The organism is Streptomyces sp. NPDC048196 (genome assembly GCF_040652715.1).
Lineage (GTDB): Bacteria > Actinomycetota > Actinomycetes > Streptomycetales > Streptomycetaceae > Streptomyces > Streptomyces siderophoricus.
The window spans coordinates 1-19,714 of the sequence record NZ_JBEZMM010000035.1 but is presented as its reverse complement, the minus strand read 5'-3'; the positions used below and the strand labels follow the sequence as shown (position 1 = coordinate 19,714).

Sequence of the window (19,714 nt, the reverse complement as noted above, 5' to 3'; positions counted from 1 at the left end):
TCTTTCTCATTACGGATTCTGTGCGGGAGAGCATGGGGCCCGCGATCACTGCGCCGACTCGTCCGGCTCGACAAGACTGCGCCGAATCCGGTCCGACACAATTGGACCGATTTCCTCCAGCGGCCCTTGGTGCAGCATCTGCGAGTGCCGGGCAGCCACCTGATGGAATTCGATACCGCCAGTGATGTGCTTGCTCCACATGTTTTCAGTGAGTGGATTGTTCGGCGCCTCACCGGCCGCGATGATGAGCGTCTCCGCGGCCACGACGTGGTCTTCGACGCTGTTGCGGATACGGATGTTATTGATCAGGACGTCGGCCAGTGAGCGCACTTCAGCCTCGCTGAGTCCGGCGAGCACCGAATTCTTCTCCCGGAGTATTTCGACGACCCGATCATGGCTGAGGCTCTTGGCCTCCGCTTCATCGAGGTGCACATCGAACTCTTCCAGGATGCCGCGGTACATGGTCGGCATATCGATACGGGAGGCCATCTCTTCCACATCCGCCGCGGCCATCTCCTTCCTCGGGTAGGAGTCCAGCAGCGTGAGCAACTCGACCTTCTTGCCACGCCGTTCCAGGAGCGCCGCGATGGTGTGGGCCGCGAGTCCCCCGAATGACCAGCCGAGGAGGAAATACGGGCCTTCCGGCTGTAGTCGGAGGATCTGCTGGACGTAGTCCTCCGCCATATCGTCCAGGGACTCCGGGAGGGGTTCCTGATGCCGGAGGCCGCGGGCCTGGAGGGCATAGACCGGGATCTGAGTGGAGAGGTGCTTCAGCAGCCTCGAATACGACCAGCTCAGGCCGCCCGCCGGGTGGATACAGAAGAGCGGACGGTGCCGTCCCCGCGTGCGCAGTGGCAGCAGGACATCCAGGCTGTGACCCTCTTCGCCAAGGTCCATCCTCCGGGACAGCGCCGCAACGGTAGGCGCCTCGAACACCGCCCGGATGGGCAGTTCCACGCCCAGTACGTCTCGCACCCGGCTGACCAGCTGAGCCGCCAGGAGGGAGTGCCCGCCCAGGTCGAAGAAGCTGTCCTCGACTCCGGTGCGTGGCACGTTCAGCACTTCCGTGAACAGATCGCACAGCAATTCTTCGCGCGGCGTCCTCGGTGCCTGGCCGTGGTGTCGGATGCTGTAGTCAGGGGCCGGCAGGCGGGTGCGGTCCAGTTTGCCGTTCGGGGTTAGCGGCAGTTTCTCCAGCACCACCAGGGCCGACGGGACCATGTATCCGGGCAGTACCTCGGCGACTCGCGCACGGAGCTGTTCGGCATCGGCGTGCTCCTCGTCGGACAGCGCCACGTAGCCCACGAGTCGGATGTCGCCGGGAATGTCTTCCCGGGCCACGACCACTGCCCGGGTCACCGCGGGGTGGCTGGTCAGTGCAGCTTCCACCTCGCCTGGTTCGATGCGGTGGCCGCGTACCTTGACCTGTTCGTCCGCACGGCCAACGAACTCCAGCTCACCGTCATGGTTCCAGCGCACCAGATCACCCGTGCGATACATCCGCACGCCCGACTCGAACGGACACGCCACAAACCGCTCAGCCGTCAGACCAGCACGCCCCCGATAACCCCGCGCCAGGCCAGCGCCGGAAACATACAACTCCCCCGCCACACCCGACGGCACCGGACGCAACCCCTCGTCCAGAACATAAACACGCGTGTTCCAGAAAGGACGGCCAATCGGAACGGGACCAGCCGAAAGCGACTCCCCCGGCGCCAACTCATACTGCGTGCAGTTGACCGTCAACTCCGTCGGCCCATACGCGTTGACAACCGTGGCCGCCGGATTCCGGCTACGCCACCTCTCCACAACCTCACCGGTAAGAGCCTCACCACCGAGAATCAACATCTCATCCGGCGACCACCCCGCAGCAGGTCCGGTCAACAACGGCAGATGCGACGGCGTGGCCTTGAGCAGCCCCACCGGAACACCACAGCCAGAGGGAACATCCTCCAAATCCGCCAGATACACCCGGCCACCCAACGCCAGAGTGGTATAAAGACCGGTCACCGTCAGGTCGAACGACATCGGCGACGGAACCAGCGTCGCCCTCCCCGCCGCCGGATAATGCCGCGTCGACCAGCCCAGATAGTTGGCCAGCGAACCATGCTCGACAACGACACCCTTGGGACGCCCCGTCGAACCCGACGTATAAATCACATACGCCGGATTCGACAAGCTCAGGTCCACTACTGGCTCATCATCGGGATAACCCATCCCAGCCTGGGAAACCGTCTCCTCATCCAGCACCAGCAAAGGCTCGGCATCAGCCAGCATGAAAGCCAAACGCTCAGCCGGATGCGCCGGATCCAACGGGACATATGCACCCCCCGCCTTCAAAACCGCAAGGACAGCCACCACCATCTCCACCGACCGGGGCAACCGCACACCCACAATGACCTCGGGCCCCACACCCCGATCGATCAGATAGCGCGCCAGCCGATTCGCCCGCGCATTCAGCTCCCCATACGACAACGACTCCCCGTCACCGGAGACCACCGCCACCGCCTCCGGCACCGCATGAGCCCGCTCGGTGAACAGCTCCACCACCGACGGCGTGGAAACCTCGACAGCCGTGTCATTCCACTCACGCAACAGCCGCGACCGCTCCCCACCAAGCAGCACATCCACCGCACCGATCGACAACCCCGGATCAGCCGCCACCTGCTCCAACAACCGCACCCAACGCGCCACCAACAACTCAACCGTGGCCCGATCAAACAAATCCGTCGCATACTTCAGCACCCCGCTCACACCAGCCGGCGCACCGGCCTCATCGTGATGCTCGATCAAATTGGCCGAGAGATCGACCTTCGAACTCTCCATTCCGACCGGCTCTTCCCGTATGTCCAAGCCGTGCAGGTCGACAACACCGCCGCCGATCGGCAGGTTCTGCAGCACGAGCATCACCTGGAACAGCGGGTGGTGCGCTGTGGAACGCTGCGGATTCAGCACCTCCACCAAATACTCGAACGGCACATCCTGGTGCGCGTACGCCGCCAGACTCGTCTCCCGGACACGCCCCAACAACTCCCGGAAACTCGGGTCCCCCGACGTATCCGTACGCAACACCAGCGTATTGACAAAGAACCCGACCAAATCCTCCAACGCTTCATCCGTACGACCCGCGATCGGGGACCCCAACGGAATATCAGTACCCGCACCCAACCGGCTCAACAGCGCCGCCATGCTTGCCTGCAACACCATAAAGACGGTCACCCCGGAATCCCGCGCCACCTCCGCCAGGGCCCTGTGCAGCTCGCCGTCCAGCCCGAAGGTGACATAGGAACCGGCGTACGAGGAGGCGACCGGTCGCGGCCGGTCTGTCGGAAGGTTCACCACCTCAGGAAGTCGGTCCAGTTGCCGGGTCCAGTAGCCGACCTGCTGGGCGAAGACACTGCCCGGGTCGGACTCCTCCCCGAGCAACTCGCGCTGCCACAGCGTGTAGTCCGCGTACTGAACGGCCAACGCCTGCCACTGGGGGGCCCGGCCCTCGCAGCGGGCGGCGTAGGCCGTCATGATGTCGCGGGTCAGTGGTCCGTTGGACCATCCGTCACCGGCAATGTGGTGCAGCAGGATGAGCAGTACGCATGCGTCCCCGCCGCCGTCGAACAGCCAGGCCCGGATGGGCAGCTCAACCGCCAGGTCGAAGCCGTGGCGTGCGGCCTGCGCCACTTCCCGTTGTAGCTCCTCGATGGGAACAGAACGGGTCTCCCAGCTGAGTTCGTCGGCCGTCATGATCTTCTGGTGCGGACGGCCGTCGTGCTCGGGGAACACCGTGCGCAGGGACTCGTGGCGGTCGACCACATCTCGCAGCGCGGCCCGCAGTGCCCCGTGGTGCACGTGGCCGGACAGCCGCAGTGCCAGGGGCATGTTGTACGCGGTGGACGGCCCATCCAGTTTGTGCAGGAACCACAGCCGACGCTGGGCGAAGGACAATGGAATCTCGTCCGGACGGGCCATGGGAGTCAACGTCGGGCGTACCCGTGCGCCGTCGTCGCCCAGGCGCCGGGCCAGTCCGGCCACGGTCGGTGTCTCGAACACCACCGCGATGGGCAGTTCCACACCGAGCGTGCCGCGCACTCGGCCGGCCAGCCGCGTGGCGAGCAGTGAGTGTCCGCCAAGGTCGAAAAAGCTGTCGTCAATGCCGACCTCAGGCAGCCCCAGCACCTCGGCGAACAGTCCGCACAGCGCCTCTTCTCGCGGGGTGCGCGGGGCACGGCCCCCGCTGAAGAGGGTGTAGTCCGGTGCCGGCAGTGCCTTGCGGTCAAGCTTGCCGATGGGGCTCAGGGGAAGCTCATCGAGCAGGACGAAAGCCGCGGGCACCATGTACTCCGGCAGCCATCGGCCCAGCCGGGCACGGAGTTCTTCGTTGAGGCCCCGCAGCCGGTGGGTGTTCGCGGGCTGGTTGGCCAGCCTGTCGTCCGCCTCGGCACTGCGGTAGGCGGCCACCGGCCGATTCTCCCCCGGTGGGAGGAAGACCGCGTCGAAGCAGTCGTCACGCCCGGACGTCGCCCACGTCATCACCGCTTGGTATCCGTGTGCGGCGGCGAGTTCGTGACAGGTTTCGGGGTCGCTGCACGCGGTGGCGGCCTGGTCGATCTTCTCCGAAACCTGTCGGGCCGTGCTCCCGGCCCGGATTTCCCGCATCGCGGTGTGGTCGGCGAGCAGCCGTCCGTTGGGGATGTCGTTGCAGCGGAAGCCCTCAGGGTGGGTAAGCAGCGCTTCCCGGATGCCGGCGAGGGGGTCTTCGCCCACCTCGGACCAGGTGATCTCCGGTAGAGAGTCGACTGCTGTCGGGGCAAGCGGCGCCTTGCACAGGACGACGTCGTAGCGGTAGCGGGACAGTTCGTTCGCGTAGGTACCGCTCTTGAGCCTGATGTCGACACCACCCAGCTGCGGTAGGTCCGTTTCGAGACCGGTGAAGAACTCCGGGGAGAGCAAGAGTTCCTCCTCCCCGGTCACCTGCTGCTCGATGGCGGCGCGGACGGCACCCAAGTCGGCTTCGTCAGTGAGCCGGTGGCAGGCGATGCCGCTGTGCAAGGTGCGCAGCAAACGCAGGTGGCGTATGTCGCCCAGGTAGAGCGATCCGCCCGGTACCAGCAAGTTCAGGCAGGTGCGGATCACCTCGCGCAGGTAGTCGGAGTGAGGGAAGTACTGGACGACCGAGTTGATGACGATCGTGTCGAAGAACTCCCGGGGCAGACCCGAGTCGTCATCGGCGGACTGCGCGCGCAGTTCGACGGTCGAGGCCGACTCGGGCAAGGCGGTCAGCCGTTCCCGCAACGCGTCGATCGCCGACGGGGAGAAGTCGGTGCCCCAGTACGCCTCACAGTGGGGTGCCACCTGCGACAGGATCAAGCCGTTGCCGACGCCGATCTCCAGTACGCGGCGGGGTTCGAGTTCGAGGATCCGTTCGACGGCGGCGCTGCGCCATTCCCGCATCTCAGCGAGTGGGATCGGGTTCCCGTCGTAGCTGCTCCGCCAGATGCCGAAGTCCTCCCAGAAACCGTCGTTCGCCAGCTGGTCGCGGTACTGGGACTCGTATACCTGCTGCCAGGAGTCGATCTGCCGGGCTTCCTCCTGAGCGTCTCCCGAGGCGGCCCACTCCTGGTCGGGCACCACATATCCGACGAGTTTCCGGTCACCGTTGCCGTCGTCGCGGACCATCACTGCGGCCTCTGCCACACCGTCCTGCTCACAGAGCGCTGCCTCGATCTCGCCCAGTTCGATCCGGAATCCTCGCATCTTGACCTGGTCATCGGCCCGTCCGACGAAGTCGAGGCCACCGTCGCGGCGCCAGCGCACCAGATCACCGGTGCGGTAGAGCCGGCTGCCGGGCCCACCGAACGGATTCGCCACAAAGCGTTCGGCCGTGAGGGCAGGGCGTCGGAGATAGCCGCGGGCCAGTGCGACGCCGGCGACATACAACTCTCCGGCCACGCCCGCGGGGACCGGCCGCAGGTGCTGATCCAGGACGTAGCTGCGGACGTTCGGCAAGGGTGTCCCGATCCCTGGGGTGTGCTCACCGTTTTCCACCGTGGCCAGGGTGTTCCAGACCGTGGTCTCGGTAGGACCGTAGAGGTTGAGGACTTCGCTGCCCACTGCGCACAGCGCCCCGGCCAGGCGGCTTGACAGCGCCTCGCCCCCCACGAGCAGCCGCACCCCGGCGAGGCCCTCAGGGGCGGTTGCCACCATCGACCGGTACACCGAAGGCGTGGCCTGCAAGACAGTCGCCCTGCGCTCGGCCACGAGCGCCGAGAGCGCGGCCGGATCCTTGGTGACGGCCGAGGGGGCGATCACCACACTTCCGCCGTTGAGGAGCGGCAGGTAGATCTCGACGGCCGCGATGTCGAAGGCGAGGGTGGTCGCCGCGACCATGCGGTCCCGTCCGGTCAACTGGACGCGGGTGCCGAGTCCATGGAGGAAGTTGGTGAGGCTCTCGTAGGAGATCACCACGCCCTTGGGCCGCCCTGTGGAACCGGAGGTGTAGATGACATAGGCGGCATTGTCCGCATGGACCGGGAGGCGCATCTCTGACGCGTCGAGGATGCTCAGTTCCGCTTCCACGGCGGGGGCGCCGAGCACGAGGCGGGGAACGTCGGATTTCGGCAGTCGCTCGCCCGCCCCCTCCGTGGTGATCACCATTGCGGGAGCTGCGTCCTTGAGCAGGAACGCCAGCCGGTCGACAGGGTGGCCGGGGTCCATCGGCAGGTAGGTGGCTCCCGCCTTGAGCACAGCAAGCATGGACACGACCATGTCCGTCGTCCGGGGCAGGGCCAGCGCTACGACCATCTCCGACCCGATGCCCTGCTCGGCGAGGTACCGCGCGAGGCGGTTGGCCCGCTCGTCGAGCTGACGGTAGGTGAGGTCCGCATCCTCGCCGCTGACGGCCGGCGCGTGGGGCGTCAGCGCCGCCTGTCGTGCGATGTGCTGGTGCGGCCAGGCCGCGGGCATCGGTACGGCGATCGTGTCGCGGGTCCCGACCAGTTCGGCGTGCTCCTGGGCGGACAGCAATTCGACGTCGGCGAGACGCACGCGCGGATCGCGGACCACGGCGCGCAGGAGATTCTGGTACCACGCCGTGATGCGCTCGACGGTCTCCCGGTCGAACAGTTCCGTGGCGTACTCGATCCGCCCGAGCAGGCCGTCGGGGGCGCCGGATGCGGTCTGCGTCTCGACCAGGCTCACGAACATGTCGAACTTGGCGCTGCCGCGTTCGACCAGGTGCGGGGTGGCCTCCAGGTCATGCACCCACCTGGAGGGTCGGTCGACGTTCTGCAGCGCGAACATCACCTGGAAGAGGGCGTTGCTGGACAGTGACCGGGCAGGGTTGATCGCCTCGACCAGATATTCGAAGGGCAGTTCCTGGTGTGCGTACGCGTCCAGGGTAGTGGCCCGGACCCGCTCCAGCAGCTCCTCGAATCGGGGATTCCCCGCTGTGTCCGTACGCAACACCAACGTGTTGACGAAGAAGCCCACGAGCGGACGCAGCGCCTCGTCGGTACGGCCGGCGATGGGGGTGCCGACGGGGATGTCGCTTCCTGCGCCGAGCCGTGTCAACAGCGCCGAGAACGAGGCCTGAAGGACCATGAACAGCGTGGTCTGGGTCGATCGGGCGAGTGCGGCGAGCTGAGCGTGCAGCTCGGCGTCCATGGTCCAGGTCACATCGGCGCCCTGGTAGTCGGCGATGGCCGGCCGGGGCCGGTCCGTGGGGAGTTCGAGCTGCGCCGGGATGCCTTCGAGGGCTCGCATCCAATACGCCAACTGCGCCGACACCATGCTGGCCGGATCGTCCGTCTGGCCCAGTAGCTGGTGCTGCCAGAGCGAGTAGTCCGCGTACTGCACCGGCAGCGGCGTCCAGTCTGGCCCGGTCCCTTCGGTCCGTGTCCGATAGGCGTCTCCCAGGTCGCGCAGGAGGGGCGCCCGGGAAGAGCCGTCACCGGCGATGTGGTGCAACAGCACGAGCAACAGGACTTCGGAGGCGCCACCGGCGGGTACCAGGTCTTCACCGATGTCGCCGGTGTTGGACGGCAGCAGGAGCCAGGCGCGCACCGGAGGCTCGGTGAGCAGGTCGAAGTGGTGGTCGGCCAGTTCACGAACCGTGTCGTCCCACAGTGCCGCGTCGACATGGCGGACGTGCCAGCCCACCTGCACCGAGCCGGGGTCCAGCACCACCTGTGTGGGCTCGCCGTCCCACTCGGGGAAGACCGTCCGCAGCGATTCGTGCCGTGCCACCACGTCGAGCAGTGCGGCATGCAAAGCCCGCACATCCACCGGTCCGGTCAGTCTGAGGGCCAGCGGCACGTTGTAGGTGGCCGAAGGACCCTCCAGTTTGTGCAGGAACCACAGGCGGCGCTGCGCGAACGAAAGGGGAATGTGTTCCGGGCGCTCCATCCTGACGAGCGCCTGGCGGACCGGGCCCGCACGGTCCAGCAGCTGTGCCAGCTCGGCGACCGTGGGTGCTTCGAAGACCGTCGCGATGGCGACTTCGACGTTCAGTACGCTGCGGATCCGGCTGACGAGCCGGGTGACGAGGAGCGAGTGGCCACCGAGGTCGAAGAAACCGTCGTCCACGCTGACGGCGGGCACGCCCAGCACTTCGGCGAACAGCCCGCACAGCACCTCTTCCTGGGGTGTGCGCGGTGCCCGGCCACCGCCGAGCGCGGTGTGGTCCGGTGCGGGCAGTGCTGCTCGGTCCAGTTTGCCGTTCGGGGTTAGCGGCAGTTTCTCCAGCACCACCAGGGCCGACGGGACCATGTATCCGGGCAGTACCTCGGCGACTCGCGCACGGAGCTGTTCGGCATCGGCGTGCTCCTCGTCGGACAGCGCCACGTAGCCCACGAGTCGGATGTCGCCGGGAATGTCTTCCCGGGCCACGACCACTGCCCGGGTCACCGCGGGGTGGCTGGTCAGTGCAGCTTCCACCTCGCCTGGTTCGATGCGGTGGCCGCGTACCTTGACCTGTTCGTCCGCACGGCCAACGAACTCCAGCTCACCGTCATGGTTCCAGCGCACCAGATCACCCGTGCGATACATCCGCACGCCCGACTCGAACGGACACGCCACAAACCGCTCAGCCGTCAGACCAGCACGCCCCCGATAACCCCGCGCCAGGCCAGCGCCGGAAACATACAACTCCCCCGCCACACCCGACGGCACCGGACGCAACCCCTCGTCCAGAACATAAACACGCGTGTTCCAGAAAGGACGGCCAATCGGAACGGGACCAGCCGAAAGCGACTCCCCCGGCGCCAACTCATACTGCGTGCAGTTGACCGTCAACTCCGTCGGCCCATACGCGTTGACAACCGTGGCCGCCGGATTCCGGCTACGCCACCTCTCCACAACCTCACCGGTAAGAGCCTCACCACCGAGAATCAACATCTCATCCGGCGACCACCCCGCAGCAGGTCCGGTCAACAACGGCAGATGCGACGGCGTGGCCTTGAGCAGCCCCACCGGAACACCACAGCCAGAGGGAACATCCTCCAAATCCGCCAGATACACCCGGCCACCCAACGCCAGAGTGGTATAAAGACCGGTCACCGTCAGGTCGAACGACATCGGCGACGGAACCAGCGTCGCCCTCCCCGCCGCCGGATAATGCCGCGTCGACCAGCCCAGATAGTTGGCCAGCGAACCATGCTCGACAACGACACCCTTGGGACGCCCCGTCGAACCCGACGTATAAATCACATACGCCGGATTCGACAAGCTCAGGTCCACTACTGGCTCATCATCGGGATAACCCATCCCAGCCTGGGAAACCGTCTCCTCATCCAGCACCAGCAAAGGCTCGGCATCAGCCAGCATGAAAGCCAAACGCTCAGCCGGATGCGCCGGATCCAACGGGACATATGCACCCCCCGCCTTCAAAACCGCAAGGACAGCCACCACCATCTCCACCGACCGGGGCAACCGCACACCCACAATGACCTCGGGCCCCACACCCCGATCGATCAGATAGCGCGCCAGCCGATTCGCCCGCGCATTCAGCTCCCCATACGACAACGACTCCCCGTCACCGGAGACCACCGCCACCGCCTCCGGCACCGCATGAGCCCGCTCGGTGAACAGCTCCACCACCGACGGCGTGGAAACCTCGACAGCCGTGTCATTCCACTCACGCAACAGCCGCGACCGCTCCCCACCAAGCAGCACATCCACCGCACCGATCGACAACCCCGGATCAGCCGCCACCTGCTCCAACAACCGCACCCAACGCGCCACCAACAACTCAACCGTGGCCCGATCAAACAAATCCGTCGCATACTTCAGCACCCCGCTCACACCAGCCGGCGCACCGGCCTCATCGTGATGCTCGATCAAATTGGCCGAGAGATCGACCTTCGAACTCTCCATTCCGACCGGCTCTTCCCGTATGTCCAAGCCGTGCAGGTCGACAACACCGCCGCCGATCGGCAGGTTCTGCAGCACGAGCATCACCTGGAACAGCGGGTGGTGCGCTGTGGAACGCTGCGGATTCAGCACCTCCACCAAATACTCGAACGGCACATCCTGGTGCGCGTACGCCGCCAGACTCGTCTCCCGGACACGCCCCAACAACTCCCGGAAACTCGGGTCCCCCGACGTATCCGTACGCAACACCAGCGTATTGACAAAGAACCCGACCAAATCCTCCAACGCTTCATCCGTACGACCCGCGATCGGGGACCCCAACGGAATATCAGTACCCGCACCCAACCGGCTCAACAGCGGCGCCATGCTAGCCTGCAACACCATAAAGACGGTCACCCCGGAATCCCGCGCCACCTCCGCCAGGGCCCTGTGCAGCTCGCCGTCCAGCCCGAAGGTGACATAGGAACCGGCGTACGAGGAGGCGACCGGTCGCGGCCGGTCTGTCGGAAGGTTCACCACCTCAGGAAGTCGGTCCAGTTGCCGGGTCCAGTAGCCGACCTGCTGGGCGAAGACACTGCCCGGGTCGGACTCCTCCCCGAGCAACTCGCGCTGCCACAGCGTGTAGTCCGCGTACTGAACGGCCAACGCCTGCCACTGGGGGGCCCGGCCCTCGCAGCGGGCGGCGTAGGCCGTCATGATGTCGCGGGTCAGTGGTCCGTTGGACCAGCCGTCGCTGGCAATGTGGTGCAGCAGCACCAGCAGGACATGCTCGCTGCCGGTTCCCTCACCGGCGTTCTCGCCAGGGCGGTCGTCCGTCACGTTGAACAGCACCACTCGAACGGGTATGTCCGCGGCGAGGTCGAACGTGTAACGGGCCGCACTCGCCAGAGCGTCCGGCAAGTCGCGCTCCGTGACAGTGTGGTTCTCCCAGCTGAGCCGCAGCTGGTCGGTGGGGACGGACCACTGTCGGGGCTGGCCGTCCCGTTCAAGGAAGACCGTGCGCAGCGACTCGTGTCTGCCGATGACGTCGAGCAGGGCGGCGTGCAGGGCCTGCCGGTCCAGCTCTCCGGAGAGCCGAAGTGCAAGTGGGGTGTTGTAGGTGGACGAAGGTCCTTCGAGCTTGTGCAGGAACCACAGCCGGCGTTGGGCGAACGACAGCGGAATACTGTCCGGGCGCTGCATCGGGACGAGCGGCGGACGTACCTGTCCCATTTCTTCCAGCCGCTGGACCAGTCCCGCCACCGTAGGAGTGTCGAAGACCGTCGCAATGGCCACTTCGACACCCAGCACACTGCGAATCCGGCTGATCAGCCTGGTCACCAGGAGCGAATGCCCGCCCAGATCGAAAAAGCCGTCGTCAATGCCGACCTCGGGCAAACCCAGCACCTCGGCGTACAGCCCGCACAGCACCTCTTCCCGCGGCGTACGCGGCGCCCGCCCACCACTGAGCACGGCATAGTCCGGGGCGGGCAGGCCCCTGCGGTCCAGCTTGCCGTTCGGAGTCAGCGGCAGCCGATCCAGCACCACGAACGCCGAGGGCACCATGTACCCGGGCAGCAGACCGGCCGCGTGCGCCCGCAGTTCCTCACCATTGACGGGTTCTCCACCGGCGGACGCGACACCAGCAGGCTCCGCGCCGGCGGAATCAGCACCGCTCACCGCCACATAGGCCACCAACCGTACGTCGCCGGGAGTGTCCTCCCGAGCCACCACCACAGCCTGCTTCACCGCTGGATGCCCGGTCAGCGCGGCCTCTACCTCGCCGGGTTCGATGCGGAAGCCCCGCACCTTGATCTGCTGGTCGGCGCGCCCGGCGAACTCCAGCTCACCGTCCGCGTTCCAGCGGAGCACGTCGCCTGTGCGGTACATCCGCGCGCCGGGCTCGAACGGGCAGGCGACAAAGCGCTCCGCAGTCAGCCCCGGTCGATCCCAGTACCCCCGGGCGAGTCCGGCGCCGGTCACATACAACTCACCTGCCACGCCAGGCGGCACCGGACGTAGCCGAGCGTCGAGGACGTACATCCGGGTGTTCCAGAAGGGGCGTCCGACGGGCAGCACCCCGGGCCGGGGCCGGGTACCGGGCTCCAGACGGTATTCCGTGGAGTTGACGGTCAGTTCCGTCGCTCCGTAGACGTTGATGACGGTGGCCTTGGGGTTCCGGGCGCGCCAGGATTCCAAGGCCTCGCCGGTGAGGGCCTCGCCGCCGAGGATCAGGGTTTCCGTCGGCGACCATTCTGCCGGCAACTCGGCGAGCACCGGAAGGTGCGAGGGGGTGACCTTGAGCAGCGACACCGGGACGTCCGGGGTCGGTGGCAGATCCTCCAGAGCGGCCAGATAGACGCGGCCACCCAGCGCCAGCGTGGTGTACAGGCCGGTCACCGTGAGGTCGAAGGAGAGGGGGGACGGCACCAGTGTCGCCGTCGCGGCCCCCGGGTAGTGGCGGGTGGACCACTGGAGGTAGTGGGCGAGGGAGCCGTGCTCGATGACCGTTCCCTTCGGCCGCCCGGTCGAGCCCGACGTGTAGATCACATACGCCGTGTGACGCGGCTCGGGCAGTGGCTCCGGGTCGGCATCGGGGTAGGCGCTCCGGTCCTGGCCCAGCACGCCAGGGTCGAGCACCAGCAGCGGCCGGGCATCGGCGAGCATGAACTCCAGCCGGTCAGCGGGGTACGCCGGATCCAGGGGTAGGTAGGCACCGCCGGCCTTGAGAACCGCGAGTACGGCGACCACCATGTCGACCGACCTGGGCAACGAAACCCCGACGATCCGCTCCGGCCCCACGCCTTGCTCGATCAGGTAATGCGCGAGGCGATTCGCCCGGCGATTCAGCTCTCCGTAGGTCAGGGAATCCGCGCCACAGAGCACTGCTGTCGCTGCGGGCACGGTACGGACCTGCGCCGCGAACAACTTCACCACTGTCGGCGCGGGCAAATTCGTCGTGGTGTCGTTCCAGTCCGCCAGGACGCGGTCCCGCTCGCCCGCAAGCAGGATGTCCGCTTGGCCGATAGGACGTTCCGGGTCCGCCAGGACCTGTCCCAGAAGCCGAGTCCACCGGGCGAGCAGGGACTCCGCAGTGGAGCGGTCGAACAGATCGGTCGAATACCTCAGCGCTCCCTGAATACCAACAGGCTCGCCTGACGCGTCGTGGCGCTCGATCACGTTGACGGACAGGTCGACCTTTGAGACGTCCACACCGACGGCTTCTTCGGTGACCTGAAGGCCAGGAAGCGTGATGTCGCCGCTGACAGCGTTCTGCAAGGTCAGCATCACCTGGAAAAGGGGGTGGTGTGATGCCGAGCGCTGCGGATTCAACGTCTCCACCAGGTACTCGAACGGTATGTCCTGGTGGGCATAGGCCGCGAGGCTCGTCTCGCGGACGCGGGCCAGCAGCTCGGTGAAGCTCGGGTCGCCGGAGGTGTCCGTTCGCAGCACCAGCGTGTTGAGAAACAGGCCGACAAGGTCGTCCAGCGCCTCATCCGTACGGCCCGCGATCGGAGACCCCAGCGGGATATCCGTCCCCGCGCCCAGTCGGGTCAGCAACGCTGCCATTCCCGCTTGGAGCACCATGAAGACCGTCGCGCCCGCGTTCCGGGCCAGGCTGAGGAGACCGCGATGGAGTTCCGCATCAAGTTGGAACGCCACGTTGTCGCCTGCGTACGACTGCACGGCGGGGCGCGGCCGGTCCAGCGGCAGCGGCAAGAGATCGGGAAGGTCGGCCAACTGCTCAGTCCAGTAGTCGACTTGCCGGGCGAACACACTCTCCGGGGCGTTCTCGTCACCGAGCAAAGCTCGCTGCCACAGCGTGTAATCCGCGTACTGCACCGGAAGTGCGGTCCATTTCGGCGCCTGACCCGCGCTACGGGCCGAGTATGCCGCGACGAGGTCGGCGGCCAGCGGGCCTGTCGACCAGCCGTCGGCTGCGATGTGATGCAGCAGGATCATCAAAACGTGCTCGTCGCCCTCGTCACCGCAGGTGAACAGCGACGCCCGGACCGGTATCTCGGAGGAGAGTTCAAACCCGTACGCGACCTCGGCTTCCAAAACTTCGGGGAGTTCCTGCTCTCGGACCGAGCAGGATTCCCACGGCAGTCGCACCCGGTCCGGCGCGAGGACCAGTTGCCGGGGCTGACCGTCCTGCTCCGGGAACACGGTACGCAGCGACTCGTGCCGCCGCACCACGTCCAGCAGCGCGTGCCGCAGTGCCTGCTCATCCAGCCGACCGGTCAGCCGCAGGACCAGGGGGGAGTTGTAGGTGGGTGAGGGGCCTTCGAGCTTGTGCAGGAACCACAGCCGACGCTGGGCGAACGACAGCGGGATACTGTCCGGGCGCTGCATGGGGACGAGCGCCGGACGCACCACTCCGGCTTCTTCCAGCCGCTGTGCCAGTTCCGCCACGGTGGGCGCGTCGAAGACCGTGGCGATGGGAACCTCGGCGTTGAGAACGCTGCGGATCCGGCTGACGAGCCGGGTCACCAGCAGCGAATGCCCGCCCAGGTCGAAGAAGCCGTCGTCGATACCGACCTTGGGCAGGCCCAGCACCTCGGCGAACAGCCTGCACAGCACCTCTTCCCGCGGTGTACGCGGCGCCCGCCCACCACTCAACACGGCGTAGTCCGGCGCGGGCAACGCCGTGCGGTCCAGCTTGCCGTTCGGGGTCAGCGGCAGCCGATCCAGCACCACGAACGCCGACGGCACCATGTATCCCGGGAGCACGTCCGCGCTGTGGGTCCGCACGTCATCGGTACCGACACGGGAATCGGACAGCACCACATAAGCGACGAGTCGGGTGTCGCCGGGGGTCTCTTCCCGGGCCACCACCGCCGCTTGCACGACCGAAGGGTTGGCCGACAGGGCGGCTTCCACCTCGGCGGGCTCGATCCGGAAGCCCCGTACCTTCACCTGTTCATCGGCACGGCCTGCGAACTCCAGGTTGGCGTCGCGGTTCCAGCGGGCCAGGTCGCCTGTGCGGTACATCCGCGCGCCAGGCTCGAACGGGCACGCCACGAAGCGTTCAGCGGTCAGCCCCGGTCGGCCCCAGTAGCCGCGGGCAAGTGCGGTTCCGGCCATGTACAACTCGCCGGCCACACCGGGTGGCACCGGGCGTAGCCGAGCGTCGAGAACGTAGACCCGGCAGTGGGCGAACGGACGGCCGAGCGGCACGGTGCCGTCGGGCGGCAGCGTCTCGGCGGACAGCGCGTCGCTCATGGTCACGGCCACTGTCGACTCGGTCGCCCCATAGACGTTGACCAACCGCCGGCCCACTGACCACCTCGCCGCGAGGTCCGGTGGGCAGGCTTCCCCGCCCACGACCACGGTCGTCAGGTCCGGCAGCGCGGAATCGTGCCGATCGAGCGGGATCGAGCGCAGCACCGACGGCGGCAGCTGCACATGTGTGATGCGCCGTTCGGCGAGTACGTCCAGCAACGCGCCTCCCGCCACGCTGTCCCGATCTGGCAGCGCCAGGGCCGCGCCAGCGACCAAAGCGATGCACAGGTCCGCGAAGGAGACGTCGAAGCTGGGGGACGCGACCTGGAGGAGTCGGCTCTCGCCGGTCACCGCCATCCGATTCCGGTGTGTGATCGCCATGTCGGCTACTCCGGCGTGTGAGACCAGTACGCCCTTGGGGCACCCGGTGGAGCCGGAGGTGTAGATGAGGTATGCCGGATGCGCGGGTGCCAGGCATGGCCGAGGATCGTCGTCCGGGTAGTCCCTCCGGTCAGCCGCGAGTACATCTTCGTCCAGCACCAGCAGCGGCCGGGCGTCGGCCAGCATGAACTCCAGGCGGTCGGCCGGATACGCCGGATCCAGGGGCAGGTAGGCTGCCCCGGCTTTGAGTACGGCCAGGACGGCGACCACCAATTCCACCGATCGCGGCAATCCCACACCCACGATCCGCTCAGGGCCGACGCCCCGCTCAATCAGATAGTGCGCGAGCCGGTTCGCCCGGGAATTCAACTCCCGGTACGACACCACCTCTCCCTCGCTGGAGACCACTGCGGTCGCGTCCGGCACCGACCGTGCCCGCTCGCTGAAAAGTCCCGCCACTGTGGTGAAAGGGGCACCCAGCGCAGTTTCCGGAGTGGTTTCGTTATAGGCGGTCAGCAGCCGGTCGTGCTCGCCGTCGAGCAGGATCTCCGCCTCGCTGATCGGCCGCGCCGGATCGCACACCACCTGTTCGAGCAATCGCACCCAGCGGGCGGCCAGTGACTTCGCCGTGCACTGGTCGAACAGGTCGGTCGCGTATTCCAAAAGTGCGTCGATTCCGGCCGGGGCGCCGGTGTCGTCATGCCGCTCGACGACGTTGAACGAAAGATCAACCTTGGACACCCCCAGGTCCACCTGCTCGGCGCTCACCTGGAGTCCCGGCAGCTCGAAATCCGCCGAGGGCGCATTCTGCAAGGCCAGGATCACCTGGAAGAGCGGGTGGTGCGACAGCGAACGCTGTGGGTTGAGCGTCTCGACCAGATACTCGAAGGGAACGTCCTGGTGGGTGTACGCGGCCAGGCTCCTCTCCCGGACCCGGGCCGTCAGTTGCGTGAACGCCGGGTCATCCGAGGTGTCGACCCGCAGCACGAACGTGTTGACGAAAAGGCCGACGAGATCGTCCATGGCCTCATCAGTACGGCCGGCGACCGGGGTACCGATGGGGACGTCCGTGCCCGCGCCGATCCGGGTGAGAAATGCGGCCATGGCCGCTTGTAGCACCATGAACACGGTCGCCCCGTTGTCCCTGGCCAGTGCGGTGAGATCGCGGTGGAGCGCACGGTCGATCGAGAAGGTGTGGTAGGAGCCCTGGTGCGAGGCGACAGCGGGCCGGGGGCGGTCGGTGGGCAGACTCAGCAGCTTGGGCGATCCAGCCAACTGCCCTGCCCAATAATCCACTTGCCCTGAGAAGATGCTGTCCGGGTCCGAGGCATCGCCCAAGAGCTCACGCTGCCACAGCGTGTAATCCGCATACTGCACGGGCAATGCGGCCCATGACGGAGCCTGTCCGGCGCACCGAGCCGCATAGGCCGTGACGATGTCGCGCGCCAATGGCTCCATCGACCAGCCGTCGCCGGCGATGTGGTGGATGAGGATCATCAGGACCAGCTCTTCACCGCAGGCGAACAGCCAGCCGCGGACAGGGATTTCCGTAGCGAGGTCGAAGGGATGGCTCGCGGCGGCCGCCACAGCAGCGGGCAGTTCAGCCTCGGTCAACGACCGCGTCGTCCAGCCCAGATCGACGGCGGCAGGGTCCAGCACTGCCTGTCGTGGTCGGCCATCCTGCGCCGGAAAGACAGTGCGCAGGGCCTCATGGCGCACCACTACGTCCAACAGTGCGTCATGCAGCGCCTGCGCATTCACTCTGCCCCGCAGCCTCAGCACCAAAGGCATGTTGTAGGTGGGTGAGGGGCCTTCGAGCTTGTGCAGGAACCACAGCCGACGCTGGGCGAACGACAGCGGGATACTGTCCGGGCGCTGCATCGGGACGAGTGCGGGACGGACCTGCTGGTCAGCGTCCAGCCGCTGTGCCAGTTCCGCCACCGTTGGGGCGTCGAAGACCGTGGCGATGGGAACCTCGGCGTTGAGGACGCTGCGGATCCGGCTGACGAGCCGGGTCACCAGCAGCGAATGCCCGCCCAGGTCGAAGAAGCCGTCGTCGATACCGACATTGGGCAGGCCCAGCACCTCGGCGAACAGCCTGCACAGCACCTCTTCCCGCGGTGTACGCGGCGCCCGCCCACCACTCAACACGGCGTAGTCCGGCGCGGGCAACGCCGTGCGGTCCAGCTTGCCGTTCGGGGTCAGCGGCAGCCGGTCCAGCACCATGACCACCGACGGCACCATGAACTTCGGCAACCGCTCACCGAGCATGGTCCTCACCGAAGTCACGACATCGCCGTTATCCGTGACCGCAGCCGGAGTGTTGACCAGCGGCTCTGTCAACGCACCGGCACGATAGGTTCCCGAAAGCGCCTGACCAGCCGATACGCCGGGCATAAGAACGACTTCGAACAGGTCGGCATCTACGGCGCTCCAGGTCAGCGACACCGCGAAACCGTGCCGCTCGCCCCAACGGGCGAACTCCTCCGGGTCCATGGCTGCGGGCCCACCATTATCCCCGGCTTCTGTTCCTGGGCGTTCGCCGGCCAGACGGCCGTTGGGAACACCCGTTACCCGAAGACCCGCCTTCTGCCCGTCGAACTGCGACAGCAAATCCCCGAGACCGGAAACGTCCCGCCCCCAGACCACTTCCCGAACCTCGGCCAACGACACAGCCGTGACATCGGCCGAATGCAGCACCACCTCATAACGGTGCCGCGTCAGCTCATTGTGATACCCACCCCGCTTCAACCGGATATCCACCGCGCCCAACCGGTCAGCACGCGCCGCGAAATCCACAAAGAACTCCGGCGCCACCAACAACTCCGGTTCCGCACGCAACGCCTGCTCCACAGCCGAACCCAACCGAACCGCGCCCGCGCCCGCGCCCGCGCCCGCGCCCGCGCCCGCGCCAAGCCTCACCCCCTGGACCGCCGCCTGCAACACACCAGCCGTCCGCACATTACGCACATCACCCACGACCACACGGCCACCCGGAGCCAGCAGCCCGACAACGCCCTCCAACACCCGCTCTAAATAGTCACCCGAAGGGAAATACTGCACCACGGAATTCAACACAACCGTGTCGAAAAACCCGAGCGGAAGCCCGTCCGTGTCATCAGCAGACTGACACCGCAACCGGACCCGGTCCGCCAGGCCCGCCTCCGCGACCTGCCGCTCCAGCCTCCCGACCACATTCTCCGAGAAATCGGTCGCCCAATACGACTCGCACTCCGTGGCGAGCTGCGCAAGCAGCAGACCCGAACCGACCCCGATCTCCAACAACCTGCGCGGCCGGAATTCCCGAACCCGCGCCACCGCCGCATCCCGCCACTCCCGCATCTCGTCCAACGGAATAGGCTCACCCGAATACGAACTGTTCCAACCCGCGAAACCCTCACCCAACACATGCTCGGAACCACCGGAATACACAGACTCATAAATCTGCCGCCAGTCACCGACCTGACGGTCACGCTGCCCATGGCCGGCAGAGGATTCGGGCACCACATAGGCCACGAGCCGGGCGTCGCCAGAGGCCGACTCCCCGGCAATCACCACCGCCTGCGCCACATCCGGATGGGCCGTGAGCGCAGCCTCGATCTCACCAGGCTCAATACGAAAACCGCGCACCTTGACCTGTTCGTCCGCGCGGCCAACGAACTCCAGCTCACCCCCGCGGTTCCAGCGCACCAGATCACCCGTGCGATACATCCGCACACCCGGCTCGAACGGACACGCCACAAACCGCTCAGCCGTCAGACCAGCA

General features: G+C 66.6%; 1 protein-coding gene. It reads right to left on the bottom strand.

Annotation, left to right across the window (positions count from 1 at the left end; genetic code table 11):
- Positions 1-45: 45 nt before the first annotated feature.
- Entirely contained in the window at positions 46-19,707 is a 19,662-nt protein-coding gene (locus AB0E02_RS27715; RefSeq protein WP_362143876.1) for a non-ribosomal peptide synthase/polyketide synthase, read from the bottom strand.
- Positions 19,708-19,714 lie beyond the last annotated feature (7 nt).